Origin of the sequence: Bacillus pumilus, from assembly GCF_900186955.1 — a bacterium.
Taxonomy (GTDB): domain Bacteria; phylum Bacillota; class Bacilli; order Bacillales; family Bacillaceae; genus Bacillus; species Bacillus pumilus.
In genome coordinates this window covers 3,115,859-3,138,296 of sequence record NZ_LT906438.1, presented here as the reverse complement: position 1 = coordinate 3,138,296, position 22,438 = coordinate 3,115,859, and the positions used below count along the sequence as shown (strand labels likewise).

The 22,438-nt window shown below is 41.5% G+C and carries 21 protein-coding genes and 1 riboswitch; of the genes, 16 read left to right on the top strand and 5 right to left on the bottom strand.

What is annotated here, in order from left to right:
* The first annotated feature begins 64 nt into the window (after positions 1-64).
* The 6 genes from CKW02_RS16515 (at position 65) to CKW02_RS16490 (ending at position 6,105) form a co-directional block, all read left to right on the top strand.
* Positions 65-751, top strand: a complete 687-nt coding sequence (locus CKW02_RS16515; protein ID WP_003213514.1) for a DsbA family protein — start codon at positions 65-67, stop codon at positions 749-751.
* Complete coding sequence (locus CKW02_RS16510; RefSeq protein ID WP_003212957.1) at positions 748-1,161, top strand: disulfide oxidoreductase; 414 nt, start codon at positions 748-750, stop codon at positions 1,159-1,161. Before CKW02_RS16515 ends, CKW02_RS16510 begins: the two co-directional genes overlap by 4 nt.
* A 146-nt stretch (positions 1,162-1,307) precedes the next feature.
* Positions 1,308-1,919, top strand: coding sequence for a trimeric intracellular cation channel family protein (locus tag CKW02_RS16505; RefSeq protein WP_003212961.1), 612 nt, complete (start codon positions 1,308-1,310; stop codon positions 1,917-1,919).
* Positions 1,920-2,241: 322 nt separating this feature from the next.
* Complete coding sequence (locus CKW02_RS16500) at positions 2,242-4,257, top strand: Na+/H+ antiporter (protein ID WP_003212699.1); 2,016 nt, start codon at positions 2,242-2,244, stop codon at positions 4,255-4,257.
* Between the two features lie 63 nt (positions 4,258-4,320).
* Positions 4,321-5,190 (top strand): ROK family protein, encoded by an 870-nt coding sequence (locus CKW02_RS16495; RefSeq protein ID WP_003213732.1) that lies wholly within the window; start codon positions 4,321-4,323, stop codon positions 5,188-5,190.
* A 69-nt stretch (positions 5,191-5,259) separates the two neighbouring features.
* The gene (locus CKW02_RS16490) at positions 5,260-6,105 is read left to right on the top strand and encodes an aldo/keto reductase (protein WP_012011253.1); all 846 of its coding nucleotides are present in this window, start codon (positions 5,260-5,262) and stop codon (positions 6,103-6,105) included.
* Between the two features lie 40 nt (positions 6,106-6,145).
* On the opposite strand, the gene modB is transcribed toward CKW02_RS16490, so the two are convergent.
* The 4 genes from modB to CKW02_RS16470 form a co-directional block, all read right to left on the bottom strand.
* A complete protein-coding gene (gene modB, locus CKW02_RS16485; protein WP_095117881.1) occupies positions 6,146-6,811 on the bottom strand; it encodes a molybdate ABC transporter permease subunit in 666 nt (221 codons plus the stop codon).
* On the bottom strand, positions 6,811-7,587 hold the full coding sequence (gene modA, locus CKW02_RS16480; RefSeq protein ID WP_034620123.1) for a molybdate ABC transporter substrate-binding protein: 777 nt from the start codon (positions 7,585-7,587) through the stop codon (positions 6,811-6,813). Before modA ends, modB begins: the two co-directional genes overlap by 1 nt.
* A 151-nt stretch (positions 7,588-7,738) precedes the next feature.
* Complete coding sequence (locus CKW02_RS16475; RefSeq protein WP_003213307.1) at positions 7,739-9,589, bottom strand: LTA synthase family protein; 1,851 nt, start codon at positions 9,587-9,589, stop codon at positions 7,739-7,741.
* A 124-nt stretch (positions 9,590-9,713) separates the two neighbouring features.
* Entirely contained in the window at positions 9,714-10,205 is a 492-nt protein-coding gene (locus CKW02_RS16470; RefSeq protein WP_003213230.1) for a metal-dependent hydrolase, read from the bottom strand.
* A 171-nt stretch (positions 10,206-10,376) separates the two neighbouring features.
* Here CKW02_RS16470 and CKW02_RS16465 point away from each other — a divergent pair, with 171 nt between their 5' ends.
* The 3 genes from CKW02_RS16465 to CKW02_RS16450 all read left to right on the top strand — a co-directional run bounded on the left by CKW02_RS16465 (position 10,377) and on the right by CKW02_RS16450 (position 12,930).
* The gene (locus CKW02_RS16465) at positions 10,377-10,805 is read left to right on the top strand and encodes a MarR family winged helix-turn-helix transcriptional regulator (protein ID WP_003213061.1); all 429 of its coding nucleotides are present in this window, start codon (positions 10,377-10,379) and stop codon (positions 10,803-10,805) included.
* Positions 10,806-10,887: 82 nt separating this feature from the next.
* Positions 10,888-11,031, top strand: a complete 144-nt coding sequence (gene sspJ, locus CKW02_RS16460) for a small acid-soluble spore protein SspJ (RefSeq protein ID WP_003213383.1) — start codon at positions 10,888-10,890, stop codon at positions 11,029-11,031.
* A gap of 121 nt (positions 11,032-11,152) precedes the next feature.
* A riboswitch (Lysine riboswitch) is annotated at positions 11,153-11,331 on the top strand.
* Between the two features lie 192 nt (positions 11,332-11,523).
* Complete coding sequence (locus CKW02_RS16450; protein WP_003212967.1) at positions 11,524-12,930, top strand: amino acid permease; 1,407 nt, start codon at positions 11,524-11,526, stop codon at positions 12,928-12,930.
* Positions 12,931-12,965: 35 nt separating this feature from the next.
* Here the strand turns inward: CKW02_RS16450 and CKW02_RS16445 are convergent, their stop codons facing one another.
* Positions 12,966-13,904 (bottom strand): iron-hydroxamate ABC transporter substrate-binding protein, encoded by a 939-nt coding sequence (locus tag CKW02_RS16445; RefSeq protein WP_003213125.1) that lies wholly within the window; start codon positions 13,902-13,904, stop codon positions 12,966-12,968.
* Positions 13,905-14,163: 259 nt separating this feature from the next.
* On the opposite strand from CKW02_RS16445, the gene CKW02_RS16440 reads away from it, so the two are divergent.
* The 7 genes from CKW02_RS16440 to CKW02_RS16410 all read left to right on the top strand — a co-directional run bounded on the left by CKW02_RS16440 (position 14,164) and on the right by CKW02_RS16410 (position 22,385).
* On the top strand, positions 14,164-15,216 hold the full coding sequence (locus tag CKW02_RS16440; RefSeq protein WP_003212873.1) for a FecCD family ABC transporter permease: 1,053 nt from the start codon (positions 14,164-14,166) through the stop codon (positions 15,214-15,216).
* Positions 15,217-16,239: a FecCD family ABC transporter permease gene (locus tag CKW02_RS16435; protein WP_003213130.1), complete on the top strand. Its 1,023-nt coding sequence runs from the start codon at positions 15,217-15,219 to the stop codon at positions 16,237-16,239. It abuts the gene before it with no gap.
* Positions 16,240-16,260: 21 nt separating this feature from the next.
* On the top strand, positions 16,261-17,076 hold the full coding sequence (locus tag CKW02_RS16430) for an ABC transporter ATP-binding protein (protein ID WP_003213716.1): 816 nt from the start codon (positions 16,261-16,263) through the stop codon (positions 17,074-17,076).
* Positions 17,077-17,252: 176 nt separating this feature from the next.
* Positions 17,253-17,975 carry a response regulator transcription factor gene (locus tag CKW02_RS16425; RefSeq protein ID WP_003212816.1) on the top strand — a complete coding sequence of 241 codons (723 nt, stop codon included), beginning with the start codon at positions 17,253-17,255 and terminating at the stop codon, positions 17,973-17,975.
* A gap of 3 nt (positions 17,976-17,978) precedes the next feature.
* Positions 17,979-19,733, top strand: coding sequence for a HAMP domain-containing sensor histidine kinase (locus CKW02_RS16420; RefSeq protein WP_034620122.1), 1,755 nt, complete (start codon positions 17,979-17,981; stop codon positions 19,731-19,733).
* A 136-nt stretch (positions 19,734-19,869) separates the two neighbouring features.
* Positions 19,870-21,306, top strand: a complete 1,437-nt coding sequence (gene uxaC / locus CKW02_RS16415) for a glucuronate isomerase (RefSeq protein ID WP_034620121.1) — start codon at positions 19,870-19,872, stop codon at positions 21,304-21,306.
* A gap of 68 nt (positions 21,307-21,374) precedes the next feature.
* The gene (locus tag CKW02_RS16410) at positions 21,375-22,385 is read left to right on the top strand and encodes a LacI family DNA-binding transcriptional regulator (protein WP_003212963.1); all 1,011 of its coding nucleotides are present in this window, start codon (positions 21,375-21,377) and stop codon (positions 22,383-22,385) included.
* Positions 22,386-22,438: the final 53 nt, after the last annotated feature.

Genomic DNA, 22,438 nt, shown 5'->3' with positions numbered 1-22,438 from the left:
TTTTTCTAAGCTATTATCCTTTTTCTTTTTTAAAAGGAATGAAAAAGATAAGGTAGGTGCTTATGTGAGTAAGAAAAATAATCAATCTTCATCCATTAAATTTGCTGTCATTTTAACCATCATCGCAGCTCTTCTCATCGGTATATTTGTTGTGATTGGAAACAAGAACAGCCAAGAAGCACAAACAGTTGACAGTAAGCCTTCGATTAAAGGACAGCCTGTCATAGGAGACAAAGATGCAGCGGTGCAAATTGTCGAGTTTGGGGACTACAAATGTCCGTCATGTAAATCATTCGAAACAGACATTTTCCCAAAACTGAAAGCAGACTACATAGATAAAGGCGATGTATCATTTTCATTTATTAACTTGCCACTGCCTGTTCATGGAGATGGCGCAGTGTTAGCAGCACTAGCTTCTGAAGAAGTATGGAAAGAAGATCCAAAAAACTTCTGGGCATATCATGAAGCTGTCTATCAAGCACAGCCAGATAGTGAAGCAGAATGGGTTACGCCTGCTAAGCTGACTGAATTAGCGAAAAAGACAACAAAAATTGATACGGACAAACTCAAAGATAACCTATCAAAGAAAACGTATCAGCCGCAGCTGAACACAGACGATCAGCTTGTGAACAAATACAAAGTGAATTCAACACCAACGATTTTCATTAACAATAAACAAGTTCAAAACTTCTATGACTATGATGAAATCAAAGAATTAATTGATCAAGAGCTTAAAGGGAAGAAATCATGAAGAATAAGCTTATTTACTTGTACAGTGCTTGGATTGTCTCGATCGTTGCGACGATGAGCAGCCTGTATTTAAGTGAAATCAAAAAGTTTATTCCATGCGATATGTGCTGGTTCCAGCGTATTTTCATGTACCCGCTCGTGCTTTTACTTGGAATTGCTACGTTCCGGGGTGATGTCAAAGTGAAGTATTACGTACTGCCTTTAGCTGTAATCGGTGCTGGCTTTTCCATCTATCATTATATGGAACAAAAGATCCCAGGCTTTGCGTCGATTCGCCCTTGCCTCAGCGGTATCCCTTGTTCTGTTGATTATTTGAACTGGTTTGGTTTTATCACCATTCCGCTATTAGCACTTATTGCATTTATTCTGATTATCATCAGTATGCTGCTGTTAAATGCAAAAGAAGATTGAGAGATAGCCTGCTTTTTAGCGGGCTATTTTTTATTTTTGCAAAAAGATAAAATTTAAAGAAAATTTGTATTGCTTTTCGCTTATGTCAGATATACATTAAGGGAGTAGTGTTAGATGATCAGATCATGTAAGGAGATAAGCGGAAAATGGCATGGGAAGTCTTAAGTATCATTGGTATTATCGCGTTCGCCATTAGTGGTGCGATAGTGGCAATGGAGGAAGAGTACGATATTCTTGGTGTGTACATTTTAGGGATTGTGACAGCATTTGGCGGTGGAGCGATTCGGAATCTATTAATCGGTCTTCCGGTGTCTGCTTTATGGTCACAGGGCAAGATGTTTACCATTGCTCTTGTATCCATTACGATTGTGTTTCTTTTTCCAAAGCTTTTGCTCAAGCACTGGAGCACATGGGGGAATTTCTCGGATGCGATTGGCTTAGCAGCGTTTGCGATTCAAGGTGCATTATTTGCCGTGCAAAGAGAGCTTCCGCTCAGTGCGGTCATTGTGGCAGCCATTCTGACTGGAAGCGGTGGCGGAATTGTGCGTGATTTATTGGCAGGGCGAAAGCCGCTTGTGCTAAAAGCGGAGATTTACGCAGTCTGGGCAGCACTTGGCGGCTTACTCGTAGGACTCGGTTTAGCACAAGGAGAGATTGCTTTGTATTTGCTGTTTCTCATCCTCGTCGTATGCAGGGTTTGTTCCTACCTATTCAAATGGCGGCTTCCCGCTAGGTCTTATTTTTTAAATAAAGGGTAAAACGAGAAAAGAGCGATTTCGCTCTTTTTTTTGTGTTTGAAACGAGCTGGATGTCAGCAGGTAATGGAGTTTTCGTGTAAAATAAAAGCAGGGTCTTTTTGTTCATCATTGGAACAATACATATGATGAAAATTTTGTCAGCTGGCTGAATATCTGGATTCAGCCTTTTTTTGCCTAGATGGATTGTTATGTGTTGGTTTCACATTTTGCGGAATACTAAAGAAGCTTCTATGATCGGACGGATGAATCAACTCGAAATGAACACATCTTTGCATGTAAGCAAAACTTGACGAAAAAATGAAAATAGGAGGGACACGTACTAGTGGAGATTTTTTTGGCAGTGCTCGTACTACTTGCACTCATTGCATCATCTAATATTATCAATCGTTTTGTCCCCTTTATTCCAGTCCCGTTAATTCAAGTGGGCTTAGGAATACTGGTGGCAGCTTTTCCTTCAGGTTTACATATTTCTTTAAATCCTGAACTATTCTTTGTTTTATTCATTGCACCGCTGTTATTTAATGACGGGAAGCGTACCCCAAGGGACGAGCTGTGGAAATTAAGAGCGCCGATTCTTCTGTTAGCCCTAGGGTTAGTCTTTGCGACAGTCATTGTCGCGGGATATACCATCCATTGGATGATCCCAAGCATACCACTTCCAGCCGCATTTGCGCTTGCAGCGATTTTATCACCGACAGATGTGGTAGCAGTCAGTGCACTTTCCAGCCGTGTGAATATGCCAAAGGGCATCATGAGACTGCTGGAAGGCGAGGGATTGATGAACGATGCATCAGGACTTGTCGCCTTTAAATTTGCCATTGCAGCAACAGTAACTGGCGCTTTTTCAATTGCTGAGGCATCCTTTAGCTTTGTCCTGATTGCCGCAGGTGGTCTATTGACTGGATTTATTCTATCCTTTTTTATCATTCGTTTTCGCTATTTTCTCCGCCGTTTAGGAATGGACGATGTCACGATGCATATCATTCTGCAAATCCTTACACCATTTGTCATCTATTTAGCAGCTGAAGAAATTGGTGTATCCGGTATTTTAGCCGTTGTTGCTGGCGGTGTGACACACGCTATTGAGCAGGATCGAATGGAAGCAAATTTAGCCAAACTGCAAATTGCTTCATCAAACACATGGAATATTATTTTATTTATTTTAAACGGACTTGTTTTCGTTATTCTTGGATTGCAGATTCCTGATGTATCGACAGTGATTTTCCAGGATGAAGCGTTTAATAATATGCAGGTCATCAGTTACATCTTAATCATCACGCTATGTCTCATGATCCTGAGATTCTTATGGGTATGGCTCTTCTGGGCAGGTAACTGGAGTGTAACGAAAAAGCAGAATGTGAAAAAACCGAAGCTGCGTGCTTCGATGCTGATGACATTCTCTGGTGTTCGTGGTGCTGTCACTTTAGCTGGTGCCTTCTCAATCCCATTTACGCTTGCGGACGGATCACCATTCCCCGAGCGGCATTTGATTATTTTCCTCGCAGCAGGCGTCATTTTATGTACACTCATTTTAGCTAGTGTATTATTGCCTCTTTTATCTGAGAAAAAAGACAAGCAAATCGCCGTGGATTTGGATACAAAGGTTCAGCATGCGAAACGTAAGCTGCTGAGAAGTGCCATTAAAACCTTAAGAGAAGGAATGAATGAAGACAACAGGGAAGTGTCTCTAGCACTCATTAATGATTACCGAATGAAGCTGCGTAATATCCAGCGTGAGCCTTACCAATTCGGGATGAGAAGACAGGAACGAAAAATCAGATTGCATGGAATTAAAGCAGAACAAATGAAGCTTCAGCAATTAATTGATGAAGAGAAATTAGATAAAGAAGAAGCCTATGAGTTGCAAGAGAGATTTCATGAGCTGGAAATGCTGTATTCAAACTCCTTCAAAATTCGTTTTTCAAAAGTGAAGTTCCTGCGCTTGCTTCAGTGGCTTCAATTATGGCGACCGAATCAGCTCGTTTCCAGCGGTATTTTAGAAAACGAAGACTCGTACAAGCAAATCCGTAAGAAAACGGCAGAGGCTGCTGTGGACTCGATCAAACAGCATATGACCGATGAAAATAAACAAACGTGTCACCAAGTGATTGGCTTTTACAACCAAGTCATTTATCGATGTGAACACGGTCCAAGCTTCTTTCAGCAAAAAGACCGTTCGTTTGACCGGAAGAAAAAAGAGCTTAACTTCCAAGCTGTACAGACGATTCGAAATGAAATTCAAACTTTGTATGAAAATGGTGAAATCAATCGTGATATTGCCCATCATCTAAGGGAGTATATCAATGATATGGAAGCTGTTCTCCTGACCAACACGTAATGTTGTTATCTTTTTCCCTATGTTTTATGATGAAAAAAGAGAACAAGCTGGGGGAGATCAATGATGGCGTATTATGGAGCAATTGAAGCTGGCGGTACAAAGTTTTGTTGTGCAATTGGCAATGAGCACGGGGATATTCTCGAAGAAATGACAATTCCTACAGAGCACCCAGAAAAAACATTACAAAAGCTCATCCCATTTTTCGAGCAGCATGACATTGAAGCATTAGGGGTCGGCTCCTTTGGACCGATTTGTGTCCAAAAGGACGACCCTTCTTACGGTTATATCATGAACACGCCGAAAGTAGAGTGGAAGCATTACCCGTTCATCCCAGAGCTAGAGAAGCAATTAGAAGTCCCAGTATCTTTTACAACAGATGTAAATGCGGCAGCCTTAGGTGAATTAACTAAAGGAGCAGCCAAAGGGCTGAATAGTTGTTTGTATATCACGGTCGGTACGGGGATCGGTGCTGGCGCTGTTGTAAAAAACGAGCTTCTTCACGGTCATTCGCATCCAGAAATGGGGCATATCCTTGTCAGGCAGCATGAATCAGACGTATTTGAAGGAGTCTGCCCAGCGCATGGGACGTGTTTAGAAGGACTGGCAGCTGGACCAGCGATTGAGAAAAGATGGGGGAAATCTGCTAAAGAGCTTACGGAGGAAAAATCAGTTTGGGCACTTGAAGCCGATTATTTGGCGCAGGCGCTGATGCAGTACTCCCTCATTTTAAGCCCAGAGCGCATCATTATGGGCGGGGGCGTCATGAAGCAAAAACAGCTTTTTCCATTAATTCGAGAGAAGCTTGTTGCGTATCTCAATGATTATGTAGACCTGCCGCCGCTTGATACATACATTGTCTCTCCTGGACTTGAGGACAAGGCCGGCATGACAGGTGCTTTGCTGTTAGCCATCGAAGCGAAGAAAAACGCCTGATAATAGAGTTTTAATGGACAACGTGAGATAATGAAAAAGATGGAATCTATGAAAAAGGTGGTTGTTAAAATGGTTAAAAGCTTGAATGATACCGTAACACTGAATAACGGAGTGGAAATGCCTTGGTTTGGTTTAGGTGTATTCAAAGTGGAGGACGGCAATCAAGTGGTAGATGCCGTAAAAGCAGCCATACGCAACGGATACCGCAGTATTGATACGGCTGCCGTTTATAAAAATGAGACAGGCGTAGGCAAAGCAATTAAAGAATCTGGCGTGAAACGAGAAGATTTGTTCATTACGTCTAAAGTATGGAATACGGATCAAGGCTATGATAAAGCGCTGGCTGCATTTGACGCAAGCTTGAATCGATTAGGTCTTGATTACTTAGACCTCTATTTGATTCATTGGCCTGGCCCAAATGCAGAAACATTTAAAGACACATGGCGTGCGCTTGAGAAGCTTTACAAGGATGGGAAAGTGAGAGCCATTGGCGTCAGCAACTTCTACATTCAGCATTTAGAAGAGCTATTAAAAGATGCTGAAGTTGTTCCAGCCGTGAACCAAGTTGAATTTCATCCGAAACTGACACTTGTCGAACTACGTCAATACGCAAAAGAAAAAGGCATTCAAATTGAAGCATGGTCTCCGCTTATGCAAGGAAAGCTATTAGATCATGACGTATTAAAGGACATGGCTGCACGCTACAACAAATCTGTTGCGCAGGTCATCTTGCGCTGGGATCTGCAAAGCGGCGTCGTGACGATTCCAAAATCAATCAACGAAGAACGCATTAAACAAAATGCAGATATTTTTGATTTCGAATTATCAAAGGAAGACATGGAAAAAATCGATGCATTAAACAATAACGAGCGTGTCGGCTCGAATCCAGAGACGATGACGGTTGGGTTTGAATAAATGAAAAAATCCTCTTTCTCATGTGAGAAAGGGGATTTTTTTACGTACTACTTCTACGCGCAGCCAAAAGCATAATAAAAGATAAGATCACAATACAGATCGTCCACGCCCAAGCAAGCTCCATGCGCCCAGAATCAATCGCCACATAAATAGCGGTTGGGAGTGTTTGGGTTTTTCCTGGGATGTTGCCGGCAAACATTAAGGTCGCCCCGAATTCTCCAAGGGCTCTTGCAAAGCTAAGGATGCTGCCTGACAAGAGGGAAGGCAGGGCAAGTGGTACGGTGATATAGGCAAAGACTTGGAATGAATGAGCACCATCTACTTTTGCAGCCCCTTCAATATCTGACTCAATTGTAGAAAAGCCCGCCTTTGCTGTTTGATACATGAGCGGAAATGCCACGACTGTCGAAGCAATAACCGCCGCCCACCATGTGAAAATGACCGGCTGATGGAAGATCCATTCAATCGCGCCCCCTATTACACTATGCTTTCCGAATACGACGAGCAATAAAAAGCCAACGACTGTTGGCGGGAGAACGAGCGGCATCATCAGGAGCGTTTCCACAATCATTTTCCCTTTAAAAGTTGTTCGCGCCATCCAGAAGCCAATTGTTGTGCCAAAAACTGTGGCCAACAGCCCGCTGACGATAGCCACTTGCACGGACAGCCAAATGGGTGATAGAAAGTCTTCAGTCAGCATAGGCATTACGACACTTGAAAGCCGTATTTCTTAAAAATGGATGTGGCTTTATCAGATTGAAGAAATTGAAAAAAGGCTTTGGCTTCCGTAAGATGATTTGTCCCTTTGACAATCCCTACTGGATATATAACCGGGGAGTGCATGTCCGAATTTGCTTCAGCTGCAATCTTTACTTTTTTAGAAACGAGGGCGTCTGTTTTATACACAACACCTGCTTCGACATTTCCAGTTTCAACGTAGCTTAAAACTTGCCGTACATCTTTGGCATAGACAGCATTCTTTTTCACTTGATCCCATATATTCAGTTTTGTGAAAATCTCTTTGCCATATGTACCAGCAGGAACCGATTCAGGTGTGCCAAGAGCGATCTTTCCTTTTACGTGCTGGACGTCTTGAAAGCTTTTAATAGAGGAAGAGCCATCTTTTGGCACAATAAGGACTAGCTCATTTTGTATGGCGTCCTTGATATATTCTCGGTCAATGTCTCCGGATTGAACAAGTTCATCGAAGGGCTCTTCAGCTGCTGAGAAAAAGAGATCCGCTTTTGCTCCTTGAGCGATTTGTTGCTTCAATGCGCCGGATGATCCGAAGTTATTCGTTAATGTCACATGTGGATGCTGTTTGTGAAAGGAGGCTTCAATTTCCTTTAGTGCATCCTGAAGACTTGCCGCTGCTGAAATCACAAGCTCTGTTTTTTTATTCGAATTAGATGGCTTCATCTCTGTTTGGCATCCACTCAGAAGCAAACATATGGAGATGAAGGCTAAGAATATATACTTCATGTTCACACCTCTTATCATTCAATATCATGTAGTTCCCTTTATTATAAGCAAACTTATTTGAGCATTCATAGGCTTTCAATAAAAAGAGAAAAGAAAAAGCCGCCAAAGGGCGACTTTCAGCGTGACGACTAAGGAGATCGTTTTATCCTGTTTACTGCTGATAAAAACGCAGCAAATTCCCATTGATCACCTTGTCTGATAAGGAGAGCTCTTTATTGGCTTTTTCGATATAAGGCTGACATACCTCATCCTGCTTCACGGGTTCTTTTGTTTTTTGATCATAGCAGGTGTTTTTTGTATAGAGATAATCATCTGTAATAAAGTTACCGTTTCTCAGAACAGCGAAAGGCGTCCGTTCATTTGAAAATAAATCATTGCCGAATTGAATGGAATCCTTCGTTTCAATCCCTAGTAAGTGAAGAAGTGTCGGCTTGACGTCCATTTGACCAGCTGTTTCAGAAATCGTCTGCGGTGCTTGGTCCGTGACACCAGGAATGTAAATCAAAAACGGAACACGCTGCAGTTTGACCGCATCAAACGGTGTGATTTCCTCTTGATTGAGTAGCTGTGCCATTGCCTCATGATGTGCCTCAGAGATGCCATAATGGTCACCCATGAGGACAAACATCGTATTGTTATACAATCCTTCTTCTTTCATACGGTCAAAAAACATCTTAATCGCTTCATCTTGATAGCGGACGGTCGTCACATAGCGGTTTAAGATGGTACTGGACGAATCATATTCATCAATAAACTGATCCTTCGGGTCAATTTCAAATGGAAAATGATTGGTCAAAGTAATAAACGTACTGTAATAAGGCTGCTTCAACTTTTTTAAATAATCAATGGATTGATCAAAGAAGTCGATATCCTTTAAGCCCCAGCCAGTGGAATTCCGTTCATTGACATGATATGAATCGACATCATAAAAACGATCAATTCCTAGAGATTCATACATCACATCACGATTCCAAAACGTTTTATTATTCGCATGAAATTGGACGGATTGATAGTTTTCCTTTTTCAACTGCTTGTATAACGTATCATATTCATTATCACTCGCTGTGAAAAAGACAGCACCGCTGCTAGAAGGATAGAGGGAATTCGCGACAATAAACTCTGAATCCGACGTCTTCCCCTGCTCTGTCTGCTGATAAAATTCATCAAAATAAAAACTCTTTTTAGCCAATTGATTTAAAAAGGGAGTGATATATTGTCCATTTACCTTTTGATTCATGACAAATTGCTGCGTGGATTCAAGTGAAATGAACACAACGTTCTTGCCTTTAGCAAGTCCGAAGTACTCTTCGTTTGGTGCGCTGTAATCAGCCTTTGTGTAGTTTGCTACAGTAGAAAGCGTATCTTCATCTGCAAAAGCCTTTTGTCCAATGCGTGCCGTTTGGGCAGCACCGTCGTAAAGATGGAATTGGAATAGCCCGAGGTTTCTGACAATGACTTCACGATCATAAGAGCTTGTCAGAAATCGAGGGTGATCCATCATAGCTGAGCTGACATGAAACAATAGGAAGCTGCAACAGATCGCATAATATGTTTTGATCGTCTTGTATGACGCTTTTGGGGCTAATGGTTTGCGCTTGAGCAGCCAAGCAAGTACGACAAAATCAACGAGCATCAGCACAAAGAGCGGGTGGAATAATTCCGTCATACTGCTGCCCATATCTCCCATGTTCTTCGCTTGGAATAGCACGGGAATGGTAATGAAATCAATGTAAAAACCATAAAAGATCGTATTCGATATAAGAATCGCCGTAAGAATAAAATTTGCAGTCAATAAAAAAACCTTTTGTTTGGTTTCATTTAAAAAAAGAGCTATCCCAAACAAAGGGAGTAGAAAGCTAAGGGGATTGATCAAAAGCAGCCATTCATGAAACAGATTGGCCGTTCGTATGTGAAAACCTAGTTGATAAATGATGTATGTTTTCATCCACATGAAGAGGATGGAATACACTAAAAACCAGTGATTTTTGAAAAACGCTTTCATTTATGTATCTCCTCATCATTCTGTATTCAGCTGCAAGGCAAAAACACTTATCTTAAACCTACTAAAAAAATGAGGAATGATCAATTCATATCTTATCTTTTTCGCAAAACTCTTTTTTATTCTGTTAGAACTGGATGGGGATAGATATGCCGCAGATGACGGCGATGTAATAGCAGGTGACGACAGTGAGAGCAGCTAGTACGACTTGTTCTCCTGTGCTGCCTGTTTTGACATAGAAGGGGAGACGGACTTTAATGGAAGCTGGAAATAAAAATTTAATGCCGTTCACTGTTCCAGTATCAAGGATAAGGTGGCTCGCCATTCCAACTAGTAAACCGATACTTAGGCTGTCATTTGGAATGTATGTTGTCGCAAGAAAATAAATGATCAGCAGAAATAATAAACTGTGAGTGAACGTGCGATGACCGAATACGCTGCTGATCAGTGCCGAGAGCAGCGGAAATTTTCTACCGATTTTACTTTTTGTATGGCAAAGATCGGGGATCAAAGCACCTGCTGATCCAGCTGCAGCCATGATGACTGGGTCGAATCCGTAGTAGTAGGCGACGGCTGTTGAGGCGGCGATTCCGCCCATAATGTGTGTTTTTCCTGTCATGATGCGTACTCCTGTTCTGTTTTTTGTTCAAGTCCTCACTATATCAAGGGTGAATTCATTCAGCAAGACTTATTTCTAAAGAAAAAGAGGGCAAAAGGGTTGGCTGATTGGAAAAACATTCTATAATAAGGGGGAAGTCATGTTGATACTAACGATAAGGATGCGATTCGGATGGGTAATGCAGACATTTTAAAAGAAATTGTTCTTGTACATTATGAAGTCAGCCGTAAATTAAACCGCAAGTTACTTGAGTTAGAAAAAGACATCACGCCTCCGCAGATATATGCTCTTTCTATTTTGATACAAGGCAAAGTATCACATGCCGAAGAGCTGAAACAAAGACTCTCTTTAAACCCAGGTGCAGCCTCCATTGCACTCAATAAATTATGTGAGCAGGGCTATATTCAGAGAGAACGGGACAAAGACGACCCCTCGCTCGTCCGATTAGAAGCCACCGAAAAAGGGCAAGTGATTTATGAAAAGCACACACGTCTTTTCGGAAAGGTGATTCAGCATATGATGTCAGACTTCACAAAGGAAGACTTAAAGACCTATTTGACGTATCTGCAAAAAATGAGACAGACCTTTCATGATGATTGAACCTTTCCATTTTGTATAATGCGGCGCACTGTAGCACAAATTAAACAGGCAACCGCATTTTATGAAAAGGGAGGAAACAGCGATGTCATTTTTCCAAAAGGATAAAAAGGCGAAAAGCGAGAAAGACCACAAGCAAGTAGATCAGCTGTTAGAAGAAGCAAGCAAAGAGCTAGCAGGCGATCCGCTTCAGGAAGCTGTACAAAAGAAGAAAAACAACGATCAATAAACAGGTATAGGGCAGAGAAAAGGATCTCTGCCCTTTTTCTATGTTTTTCCCTTTGACAGAAGTGAGAATGTTTGATAACCTTCGTGTAGTAAAAATGAATAGAAATCCTCACGCTATGTCTCAGTGAGGTAGAGGTTGCGCGGATGATGAGTCACTCATGGGAGAGATGGAATCGAAGATCATGAGAAAAAAGGCATCAGCGCCGAAGTGTAGAGAGAGCTCCAACTTTCTTTATGCTGGGTCTGCATTGAATAAATGCAGGACTGCCACGTCTTTGAAGCGTGGAGGGCTATCCGGAGATCAAGGTGTATGTTTTGAAAAGCATGGACTGTTGTTCAGGCTTTTTTTTATGTTCTGAGTACCGAAGATAAGGGTATGCTGTTAAGAAAGTGACCCATAATGAACATAAAGAATACAAGTCATTGCTTCACAAATATATCAATGAAGATACTGCCGGGTCTGGTCCGAAGTGAATATAACGGAGGTACGGAAATGGAACAGACAAAAAAATGGGGTTTTTGGTTATTGACGGCTTTTGTCGTCGGAAATATGGTAGGTTCAGGCATCTTTATGCTGCCAAGTACGCTTGCCCAGCATGCGAGTCCTTTAGGTGTGACGATGGCATGGCTTGTCACAGGTGGCGGTGTGCTGATGATTGCACTTGTTTTTGGGCATTTGTCCATTCATAAGCCGCAGCTAACGGCAGGACCACAAAGTTATGCAAGAGCACTTTTTAACGATCCGAAAAAGGGGAAAGCGGCCGGTTTTACAATGGTTTGGGGATATTGGGTAGCAAGCTGGATTAGTAATGTCGCAATTATTACGAGTCTTGCCGGTTATTTAACGACATTTTTCCCAATTCTCACAGTGAAGACGGAGATTTTCACCTTTGGTAAAGAAGCGATCACACTTGGTCAGCTGACAACGTTTATTGTATGTACCATTCTTCTTTGGGGAACACATACGATCTTAATTACAAGCTTAAGTGCTGCAAGTAAATTAAACTTTATTACGACCTTTTCAAAGGTACTTGGATTCGTCCTTTTTATTGTTGCGGGATTATTTGCATTCCAAACGGCATTATTTGAACATTATTACTTCCCAGTTGCAGCAGAAGGCGAAGGAATGCTCGGACTTGGAGGCCAAATTCATCATGCGGCCATTTCCACTCTATGGGCATTTATTGGCATCGAATCTGCTGTCATTTTATCAGGAAGAGCGTCCTCGCAGCGCGATGTGAAACGTGCAACGATTACAGGTCTTTTAATTGCTCTTTCTATCTACATGATTATTACTTTGATTACAATGGGCGTCCTACCGCACGATCAGTTGCAAGGCTCAGATAAACCATTCGTTGACGTGCTTCAGCTCATTATAGGACCGGCTGGTGGAATTGTGATGGCATTGCTTGCGATTATTTGTTTATTTGGCTCGATGCTTGGCTGGATCTTACTTGGTTCAGAAGTACCATACCAAGCAGCAAAGGCTGGCGATTTCCCGGCAGTATTTGCAAAAACAAACAAAAAAGGCAGTCCTGTTGTTGCTTTAACGGTTACAAATATCATGTCACAGCTGTTTATTTTCTCAGTGATGTCTCGTACGATTAATGAAGCTTTTACCTTTTTAACGACATCAGCGACACTTGCGTATCTCATTCCGTATATTGTGTCTTCGATCTATAGCTTTAAAGTCATCATGCAAGGTGACACGTATGATCTTCAAAAAGGGAAGCGAACAAGAGACGGAATCATTGCGCTTGTTGCGATGGGGTATTCCGCTTGGGTCATTATTTCAGGAACAGCTGATTTGAAAACATTTGGACTTGGCATCGGTCTGTTCTTAGTAGGTATTTTGCTTTATCCATTTATGTCAAAAGGATTTGCCAAAGGAACGGAATAAGGGAAACGTTTCTCCGTATATGGAGAAACGTTTTTTTATGATGCAGATGTTAAACGGTCCACAATAAACTCAAGCTGTCCTTCTAGTGACACTGGGTCATTAAAGAAGTAACCGACAGGATCGATTTCAAACACGTGTTTATTTTGTACAGCAGGAAGTGATGCCCAAATGCTGCTTTCATACACCTGGTCTCCTTTGCTTTTTGAACCGCTCCATGGACTAGTGAAAATATAGTCGCCTGCGTATTCTGGCAGCTTTTCAAGGGAAATGTTTGCATAGCCCACGCCGCTGTCGATGGCATCTTTTTTAACTGCCTTTGGCGCACGTAATTTCAGCTCATCATAAATAATTTCGCCTCCGCGTGCAAAGGTGTTTCCAAAGATATAGATCCCTTTATCAAAAGGTGACACGATTGCAACGGTTTTGCTGCCGACCGCTTTTGTTACTTTAGGCTTTACCTCAGCTATTTTTGTATCCCATTTTGTGATCCATTCTGCTGCTTTTTTCGGTGTACCTGTCATTTTACCGAATTCTTTCAGCTGATCTTTAAAGGAATATTGATTGTATTTAATGGCAACGGTTGGCGCAATTTTTTTGTATTGATCAAATTTCTCGTCTTCTCCCCAAGCAATAATCATATCTGGCTTCAAAGCGGCGACCTTTTCGACAGAAGGGGATGTTCCAAGGTTTTTGACACCATCCGTTTTGCCTTTATAGAAAGGGTTTTTAAAGATGGGTGCCGTTGCAGCAATTGGCGTCTTGTCAAGTGTCACGAGGTCTCCATAGTAGCTTTCTGCCAGAAGCACAATTCGTTTTGGATCTTTAGGGAGTTTGACTTCACCTTTGACATCTTGATAAGTGATTGTGTCATTCTGGTTGGCGCCAGGTTTTTTATTTGAAGTGCTGCCGCAAGCAGCTGTAAACAGCATAAGAATGGCTAAGGAAATCAAAAGAAATCCAGATCGTTTTTTCACAAAAATTCTCTCCTATTCACTTTATTGTGATAATGATTCTCAATTTCAATTGTATCGTAACATGAAGGGCTGAAAAATGCATCGGCTATTTTAGGGCCTAAAGAAAAATGGTACATTTCTCACGGTTTTTTGATGAAAATAAAGAAAATGTTCAGAACAATGATTTCAAAAAGAAAAGAAAGTGATATACTAGACTTCGAGATTGATAATCATTATCACTAATGAGGAATAGATTTGAACGGAAAGGAAGAGACTGGTTTTGGGCTCACAATCGAATAAACAGCTGCCGACCAAAGACGATGCAATGGATATTGTCACAAAGCCCTTTGGAACAGCAGCTGTTGTCATCATAGGAATCATCGCTTTAGCATTTGGTCTTTTTTTATCGGTATCATTAGGAGCGGCAAACATTCATTTGCACACTGTGTGGGAAGCCATTTTTCATTTTGATCCACAACAAACATCACATCAAATCATCCGGGAATTGAGGTTGCCGCGTACAGTTGGGGCTGCACTCGTTGGTGCCTTTTTAGCTGTATCGGGGGCTATTATGCAAGGCATGACAAGAAATGCGCTTGCGTCTCCTGAAATTATGGGTGTGACAAATGGCTCTGCATTTGCGATTGCTATTGCGTTTGCTTTTTTCCCAGGGCAATCTTCTTTTACATTAATTCTTTGGTCATTTGTTGGTGCGGCACTCGCTGCCTCTATTGTGTTTGGTGTCGGTACTCTTTCAAAAGGTGGATTGACCCCAGTGAAGCTCGCACTAGCTGGTACGGCAGTTGGGGCACTTTTAAGCTCCATCTCCTCAGCAATTGCCATCCGGTTTGACGTCGCTCAAGACATGAGCTTTTGGTATGCTGGCGGCGTGGCTGGTGTGAATTGGAGCAATATTAAGGTCATCATTCCAGTTGCGGTTGCGGGGCTGATCATCGCAATGATTCTTGCCCGCTCGATCACTGTTCTCAGCTTAGGTGATGAATTGGCAAAAGGGCTTGGACAGTACACGAAAACTGTCAAGGTACTTGGAATATTGGTCGTCATTCTTCTAACAGGTGCTGCTGTCTCAGTGGCCGGTTCTATTGGCTTTATCGGGCTTGTGATTCCTCATGTCACTCGTTTCTTGGTCGGAGTTGACTATCGATGGATTATCCCATGCTCAGCTATTTTAGGGGCGGTTCTGTTAATTTATGCAGACATTGCTGCAAGGCTGGTCAATGCCCCATTTGAAACGCCAGTCGGTGCCATTACTGCAATTATAGGCGTTCCTTTCTTCTTATATTTAGCTAGACGTGAAAGGAGCGGGATTTAGATGGAAATGGTGCAGCAGGCAAAGAAAAAGAAATACAAACGAACGATGCTCATGATCTTTTTGGCGATTGTGGCTGTGTTCCTTATTAGTTTAAATACCGGAGAAATTCGCATTTCTCCGATGGATACATTGAAAACATTTTTTGGATTCGGAAGTGAAATGGATGAGCTTGTATTATTCGAGTTCAGACTTCCAAGAATGGTCATCGCTTTACTTGTTGGCGCTTCTATCGCTGTATCAGGAGCGATTTGGCAAGGTGTTTCTCAAAACGGTTTAGCCGATCCAGGCATTCTTGGTGTCAATGCGGGCGCAGGTTTTGCAGTGGTTTTGTTTATTTTTGCTTTCCAAGGTACGATGTCAAACCTAGGTGATTTTACGATTTTTGTACTGCCGCTCTTCGCTTTTGTAGGTGCAGGCTTTGCTGCATTTCTCATCTATGTGTTAGCGTGGAAAAAGGGCATCACACCTGTTCGTTTGATCTTAACTGGTATTGGCGTCAATGCTGCATTTTCAGCAGCGATTGTGGTGATTCAATTAAAAATGAGCCCAAATGATTTTAACCAAGCCATCGTGTGGTTATCAGGAAGCATTTGGGGATCGAGCTGGACGTATGTCCTATCAGTTCTGCCATGGATGCTTATTTTCCTTGTGTTAGCGTTTGTGAGAGCACGTTACTTAAATATCATGAATTTAGGTGACCAGCTGTCCTATGCATTAGGGATTTCAGTTCATAAAGAAAGAAGCTTTTTTATGCTGATTGCTGTTGCATTAGCAGGTGCTAGTGTCGCTGTTGCAGGTAGTATCTCGTTCTTAGGGTTAGCCGCACCGCACTTGGCGAGAAAGCTTGTTGGACCAAAGCATCAAGGAATGATACCAGCCTCCGCGTTGATTGGCGCATTGTTATTATTACTGGCAGATACACTTGGCCGCGTCATACTTGCACCATCAGAGGTGCCAGTTGGTCTTGTCGTTTCGGCTTTAGGCGCACCTTACTTCATTTACTTATTGATGAAAACGAACTAAGAAGGAAGGAGAGTACAACATATGAAATCGCTCGAAACAGAAAAGCTTTGTATTGGCTATAATGACCGTTTGATTGTAGACGATTTAAATATCAGTATCCCAAAAGGCAAGGTGACGACATTGATTGGACCGAATGGGTGCGGGAAATCAACGATTTTAAAAACAATGTCCCGTATCATGAAGTCCAGTCAAGGAGCTGTTTACTTAAATGGCCAGGCCATCCATCAAACGCCAACAAAAGAAATTTCAAAACAAATGGCGATCTTACCGCAGACTCCCGAAGCACCAAGCGGGCTGACAGTCTATGAGCTTGTGTCATATGGACGATTCCCGCATCAAAATGGATTTGGACGCTTATCAAATGAAGATAAACGAATCATCAGATGGGCACTTGAAGAAACGGGTATGATTGCTTTTCATGACCGGCCAATTGAAGCACTTTCTGGTGGACAGCGTCAGCGTGTATGGATTGCGATGGCACTTGCCCAGGAAACAGAACTGCTTCTATTGGATGAGCCGACGACGTATTTGGACCTTGCACATCAGCTCGAAATTCTTCAGCTGTTAGAACGGTTAAACAGAGAGCAGGGACGAACTGTGTTGATGGTCATTCATGATTTGAATCATGCGGCACGTTTTTCTCATTACATGATTGCCCTCAATCAAGGAAAAGTTATCAAAGATGGGTCGCCTCATGAGGTCATGACCAAAGAGGTGCTTGGTCAGGTATTCCACATTGATGCAGAAATCGTACTTGACCCTAGAACGAATAAGCCGATCTGTTTAACATATGACTTAATGAATCATGAAAGAAAGCTAGAAGCTGTGAACGGATAATAGAAGTAAAAGGAACTCGGTGGAATAGCCGAGTTTTTTTGCGTCTCTGAAACTTCCTAGTGCTGCCATTTTCTCCAGTTGATATTTTTTCGCTTTTATGCAGAAAAGAGGTACTTTTTTACTTTAGACAATGGTAATATACGGTTAGAGATCATAGCTAGAAAGGAAAGAGATGCGTGGAAACAGCAAAAATATTGATTGCAGATGACGAAAAAGCAATTGTCAAAATGGTTGAACGCGTATTAAAAAAAGAAGGATTCAAGCATATATATAAAGCCTACCATGCAGATGAAGCATTAGATATTGTCAAAAACGAGGACATCCACCTCTTACTTCTAGACGTGATGATGCCCGGTAAGTCTGGTTTTGATGTTCTTCCTGAAATGAGAAAATATACGAAAGCGCCCATTTTCTATTTAACCGCAAGAACGTCTGATGTAGATAAACTGACCGGCTTTGCTCAAGGAGCAGATGATTACATCACAAAGCCATTTAACCCGCTAGAGCTAGTGGCTAGAATTAAGGCTCACTTAAACCGAACATATATCTCTTTAAAGGAAGACCACGATGAGGCTCAAAGTCAATACGAATATGCCCATTTCTCCTATCATCCTCATTCAGCCGAATTGAAAGTAAGAGGAGAGGTGACTGCATGCTCAGCTCAGCTTCTCTCCTTGCTGAAGTACTTTTGTGATCATCCGAATGTGGTTCTTTCAAAAGATCAAATCTATGAGAAAGTATGGGGCGTCCCATCATATGGTGATAACAACACCGTGATGGTTCATATCCGAAAGCTGAGAGAAAAGATTGAGTTAGATCCGAGTCAGCCAGAATATATTGTGACGATCCGTGGTATGGGCTATAAATTTATACCGCACCCAGCAAAGGTTTTTAAATAATTTATGAATCTACGAGCAAAACTCTTCTTTCACTTTGTCGGACAAATGTTTATTGTGATTGCCATTTTGATCATCGGAAATACGTTCTCTGATAATTTATATTTAAAAAAATACTATGAGAACATGGCTGAAACCGGTTTAACAAAAGCTGATGGAGATACACTCATGAGCTGGCTTTATTTTAATGAGGATGGAAAAATGGAAGCCGATGATCAGCTGAAACAAGCAGTGAGAAAACGAGACGGCTGGCTGCAAGTCATTGATTCAAAAAAGGATAACGTCTATAGCTATCACCGCCCTAAGTCCATTCCAACTTCCTATCAAAAGGATGAAATGATCAAGATCTTTGAAAAAAGGCAATATAAAGATTACAAGATGTACTTCTGGCCAATTGAAATTGATCAAAAAAGCTTTATCGTGCTATACGGGTTCAAAACAAACAGCACAAAGGTCGCCAATTATCTGAAGCAGCACGAGAAAGACTTGGCTGCATTATCTCAATATTCGGTTGAAACGAAAGAATTCTTGAAGAGAATGAATGGATCAGTGCATCTGTTCAATGATGAAGGGAAATATTTACAAGGTATTCGAGCTAATACCAATTTGAAACATGAGGTAACAGATGTTGAACTGCTCAAGTATCAATCAAAGCCTTGGGAGTTTAGAAGTGACCTGTCTTATATCAGAGTGAATAAAAACCTGTATATCATTATTTCTGTACCAAATAAAGTATACAGCCCAGATGGATTATACGATAAAGAAACAGATGCTTTAAATCAATATACAACCATCTTAATTGCAGGTCTTGCGCTTACGATTATTATCGTCATGACAATATGGTACTCGTATCGCTATGGTCTGCCAATCTATCACATTATCCGCTGGCTGATTTTCTTATCTAGAAATAAATTACAGGAACCAACAAATAGAAAAGGAATTCCAATCAGTAAAAATAAAAAAGGTCGTATTAAGCGGGAATACCGATTATTTGAGGATATCCTAAAAACAATGGATCAGCTCACGCTTACATTAAAAGAGAATGAAGCAAACCGAAGAAAAATTCAAACCACAAGGGAAGAATGGATTGCAGGATTGTCACATGATTTGAAAACACCCCTTAGTACGATTTATGGCTACGGGCTCATGCTTGAATCTGATCAATATCAATGGTCCAAGGAAGAAGTCATGGAAATGGGACAGGTGATTCGTGAGAAATCAGAATACATGTCGACCTTGATTGAAGATTTAAACCTCACTTATCGACTAAAAAATGGCGCATTGCCTATTAATCGAAAGCCTGTCGAGCTTGGTGAATTCTTAGCATCCATTATGGACGAGTTTTCAAGGAGCTCATTTTCAGAAGATTTCCCTTCCTCCTTCGAAGATCAAACTGATGGTGTCATGTTTGAGATCGACAAAGCCTGGTTCAGACGAGTGATTGAGAACCTGCTAGCGAATGCAGTCAAGCATAACCAAAAAGGAACTCATATTACAGCTACCTTATCTGAAACAAATGAGGAAGTTCGGATCGAAATGAAAGACAACGGATGCGGAATGGCACAAGAAACGGTCGATCACTTATTTAACCGCTACTATAGAGGGACAAATACGAACGATCCAACGAATGGAACAGGACTCGGGCTCGCGATTGCAAAAGAGCTTGTCTTGCTGCATGACGGTGATATTCAAGTGGAAAGTGAACAAGGTGCTGGAACAACTATTGCGATTATCCTAAAAAAATCACCTCCTGTAAAATAGCCAAAAAACGATTTTCCTTTCAAAAGGAGATCGTTTTTTCCTGTTTTAGGATTGAAATCAACTTTGTAAACGATTACAATTAAATTGTTAACGTGAACAAAATAATTTCATACGATAAGAGGGATGGGGGAATTTGATGAAAGCCTTTTTAGATGAGCAGTTTTTACTAAACAGTCCAACGGCGGAAAAGTTATACCATGAGTTTGCAAAGGACCTTCCAATCATAGATTACCATTGTCATTTAAGTCCTAAAGACATCTATGAAAATAAAACCTTCCGAAATATCACCGAGGCATGGCTTTATGGAGATCATTACAAATGGCGTGCCATGAGAGCAAACGGCATCCCTGAAACGCACGTCACGGGGGATGCATCTGATGATGATAAATTTTTGGCGTGGGCAAAGACCGTCCCTATGACCATAGGAAATCCGCTCTATCACTGGACTCATCTAGAGCTGAGAAGGTATTTCGGAGTCGAAGACCTATTAAATGAAAAAAATGCAGACATCATTTGGCAGAAAGTCAATGAAAAGCTGCAAGGAGAGGGATTTGGGGCGAGAGACTTCATCATGAAATCAAACGTTGAAACCGTTGTCACAACAGATGATCCGGTCGATTCTCTTCAATATCATCAAAAACTGCGGGAAGAGGGATTCTCTGTACAAGTGCTTCCAGGGTTTCGACCTGATAAAGCACTCGATATAGCGAATGATCTGTTTGAAAAATATGTTCATGAGCTGGCAGAGGCTTCAGCTATCCCAATACAATCCTACCAAGACTTCTTACATGCCCTCCGTGCGAGAATTGATTTTTTTCATGATCACGGCTGCTTGATCTCAGATCATGCCATTAATGAAATGACATATGAAGAAACGACACAAGAAGAAGTGGAGACCATCTTTCATAAAAGAATGTCTGGTCATCCATTGACGGAAAAAGAGAAGATCAAATTTAAAACAGAGACATTCATTATGCTAGGTCAGGCTTACTGTGAGCGTGGCTGGGCAATGCAGCTTCATATCAATGCACTTAGAAACAACAATACGAAAATGTTTGAGAGGCTCGGACCAGATACGGGATACGATGCGATGAATGACGAAGACATTGCAAAGCCGCTTTGCCGAATATTAGATCGTTTAGAACAAGAAGATGCATTGCCAAACACGATTCTTTATTCCTTGAATCCAAGGGACAATGTAGTGATATCAACATTGGCTGGAAGCTTTCAAGACGGGAAGACACCGGGGAAGATGCAGCACGGCACAGCCTGGTGGTTTAATGATACGAAGCAAGGAATGACAGAGCAGATGATGGCTCTTTCCAGTATCGGACTGATCAGCCGTTTTATCGGGATGCTGACAGATTCACGAAGCTTTTTGTCCTATACAAGGCATGAATATTTCCGAAGACTGCTTTGTGATATCATCGGGGATTGGGTAGAAAAAGGAGAAGTCCCCTATGACCTTGAGCTGTTAGGGGAGATCGTGAAAGGAATCAGCTATGAAAATGCCAAGCAATATTTTCAATTTGACCGGGCAAAGCAGCTCCATCATCAAAGTAAAATCACATGAGGAAAAAGGTGAGAAAATGAAAGCGGTTTTATGATAAGATGGAAAAAAATCATAAAAGGCGGAATAGCATGACAGTCACAATTAAAGACATAGCAAAATTGGCAAATGTCTCTCATACCACAGTATCAAGGGCTTTGAATAACAGTCCTTTTATTAAAGAGAAGACAAAACAAAAGATTTTGTCGATTGCAAAACAGCTGAACTATTCACCAAATGTCCATGCCAGAGGCCTTGTATCACAAAAATCGTTTACAATCGGTCTGTTTTTCACGAGTTTAACAGAAGGCACATCCTCAAGCTTCTTTGTGGATGCGTTAAAAGGTGTCAATAGCGTCATGACAGAGCATTACAATCTGTTTGTTAGGGGTATTGACGATTTTCACGATTACACAACCATTCATAAACAGCGCTACGATGGCATTTTGCTGATGAGCCAAAGCGAGCACGATGAAGCGTTTATCCATCATGTCAAGAAACAGGGCATTCCAATCATTGTGCTGAACCGTCGTGTAGAAAGTAATGAAGTGATGAATATATTAGCAGATGATAGTCAAGGAGCATACCAGGCAGCGCACTATTTCATTCAGCAAGGCCATCAACAAATCGCCATCATTGAAGGAAAAGAAGGCTTTAAATCGACTCAGGAGAGAAAAGCTGGCTTTCTCCAAGCGTTAATTGATCACCATATTCCTATGAAAAAAGAATATATGATCACGGGTGACTACCATATGAAAAGCGGCTATGAATCAATGGAATCTCTGCTGACCCTTGATCATCCGCCAACAGCGCTTTTTTGCTCTAACGATGACATGGCCATTGGTGCGATGAATGCTTTATATGCAAAGGGCAAGACGTGTCCAGGCGATATCTCTATTATTGGTTTTGATGATATTGCATTTTCATCCTATACCACGCCTGCACTGACAACGGTGAAAAAGCCAATCGAAAAAATGTGTGCACTTGGAGCAGAAGCCATCCTATCCGTCATAAACGGTGAAGAGCAGGAAAAAGATCATATGGAAAAAATGTATGTCCACACAGAGCTGATGATCAGAGATTCAGTCAAAAAGGTGCAGTAATCGGCATCTTTTATAGAAGAATGTTCACGTGTGCATAAATTACAGAGAGGGGA

Excerpts from the sequence above, each read along its gene's own strand:
- CKW02_RS16510 (WP_003212957.1), top strand. The coding sequence starts at position 748 with ATGAAGAATAAGCTTATTTACTTGTACAGTGCTTGGATTGTCTCGATC.
- CKW02_RS16505 (WP_003212961.1), top strand. The coding sequence starts at position 1,308 with ATGGCATGGGAAGTCTTAAGTATCATTGGTATTATCGCGTTCGCCATT.
- CKW02_RS16495 (WP_003213732.1), top strand. The coding sequence starts at position 4,321 with ATGGCGTATTATGGAGCAATTGAAGCTGGCGGTACAAAGTTTTGTTGT.
- CKW02_RS16490 (WP_012011253.1), top strand. The coding sequence starts at position 5,260 with ATGGTTAAAAGCTTGAATGATACCGTAACACTGAATAACGGAGTGGAA.
- modB (WP_095117881.1), bottom strand. The coding sequence starts at position 6,811 with ATGCCTATGCTGACTGAAGACTTTCTATCACCCATTTGGCTGTCCGTG.
- modA (WP_034620123.1), bottom strand. The coding sequence starts at position 7,587 with ATGAAGTATATATTCTTAGCCTTCATCTCCATATGTTTGCTTCTGAGT.
- CKW02_RS16475 (WP_003213307.1), bottom strand. The coding sequence starts at position 9,589 with ATGAAAGCGTTTTTCAAAAATCACTGGTTTTTAGTGTATTCCATCCTC.
- CKW02_RS16470 (WP_003213230.1), bottom strand. The coding sequence starts at position 10,205 with ATGACAGGAAAAACACACATTATGGGCGGAATCGCCGCCTCAACAGCC.
- CKW02_RS16465 (WP_003213061.1), top strand. The coding sequence starts at position 10,377 with ATGGGTAATGCAGACATTTTAAAAGAAATTGTTCTTGTACATTATGAA.
- sspJ (WP_003213383.1), top strand. The coding sequence starts at position 10,888 with ATGTCATTTTTCCAAAAGGATAAAAAGGCGAAAAGCGAGAAAGACCAC.
- CKW02_RS16450 (WP_003212967.1), top strand. The coding sequence starts at position 11,524 with ATGGAACAGACAAAAAAATGGGGTTTTTGGTTATTGACGGCTTTTGTC.
- CKW02_RS16435 (WP_003213130.1), top strand. The coding sequence starts at position 15,217 with ATGGAAATGGTGCAGCAGGCAAAGAAAAAGAAATACAAACGAACGATG.
- CKW02_RS16430 (WP_003213716.1), top strand. The coding sequence starts at position 16,261 with ATGAAATCGCTCGAAACAGAAAAGCTTTGTATTGGCTATAATGACCGT.
- CKW02_RS16420 (WP_034620122.1), top strand. The coding sequence starts at position 17,979 with ATGAATCTACGAGCAAAACTCTTCTTTCACTTTGTCGGACAAATGTTT.
- uxaC (WP_034620121.1), top strand. The coding sequence starts at position 19,870 with ATGAAAGCCTTTTTAGATGAGCAGTTTTTACTAAACAGTCCAACGGCG.
- CKW02_RS16410 (WP_003212963.1), top strand. The coding sequence starts at position 21,375 with ATGACAGTCACAATTAAAGACATAGCAAAATTGGCAAATGTCTCTCAT.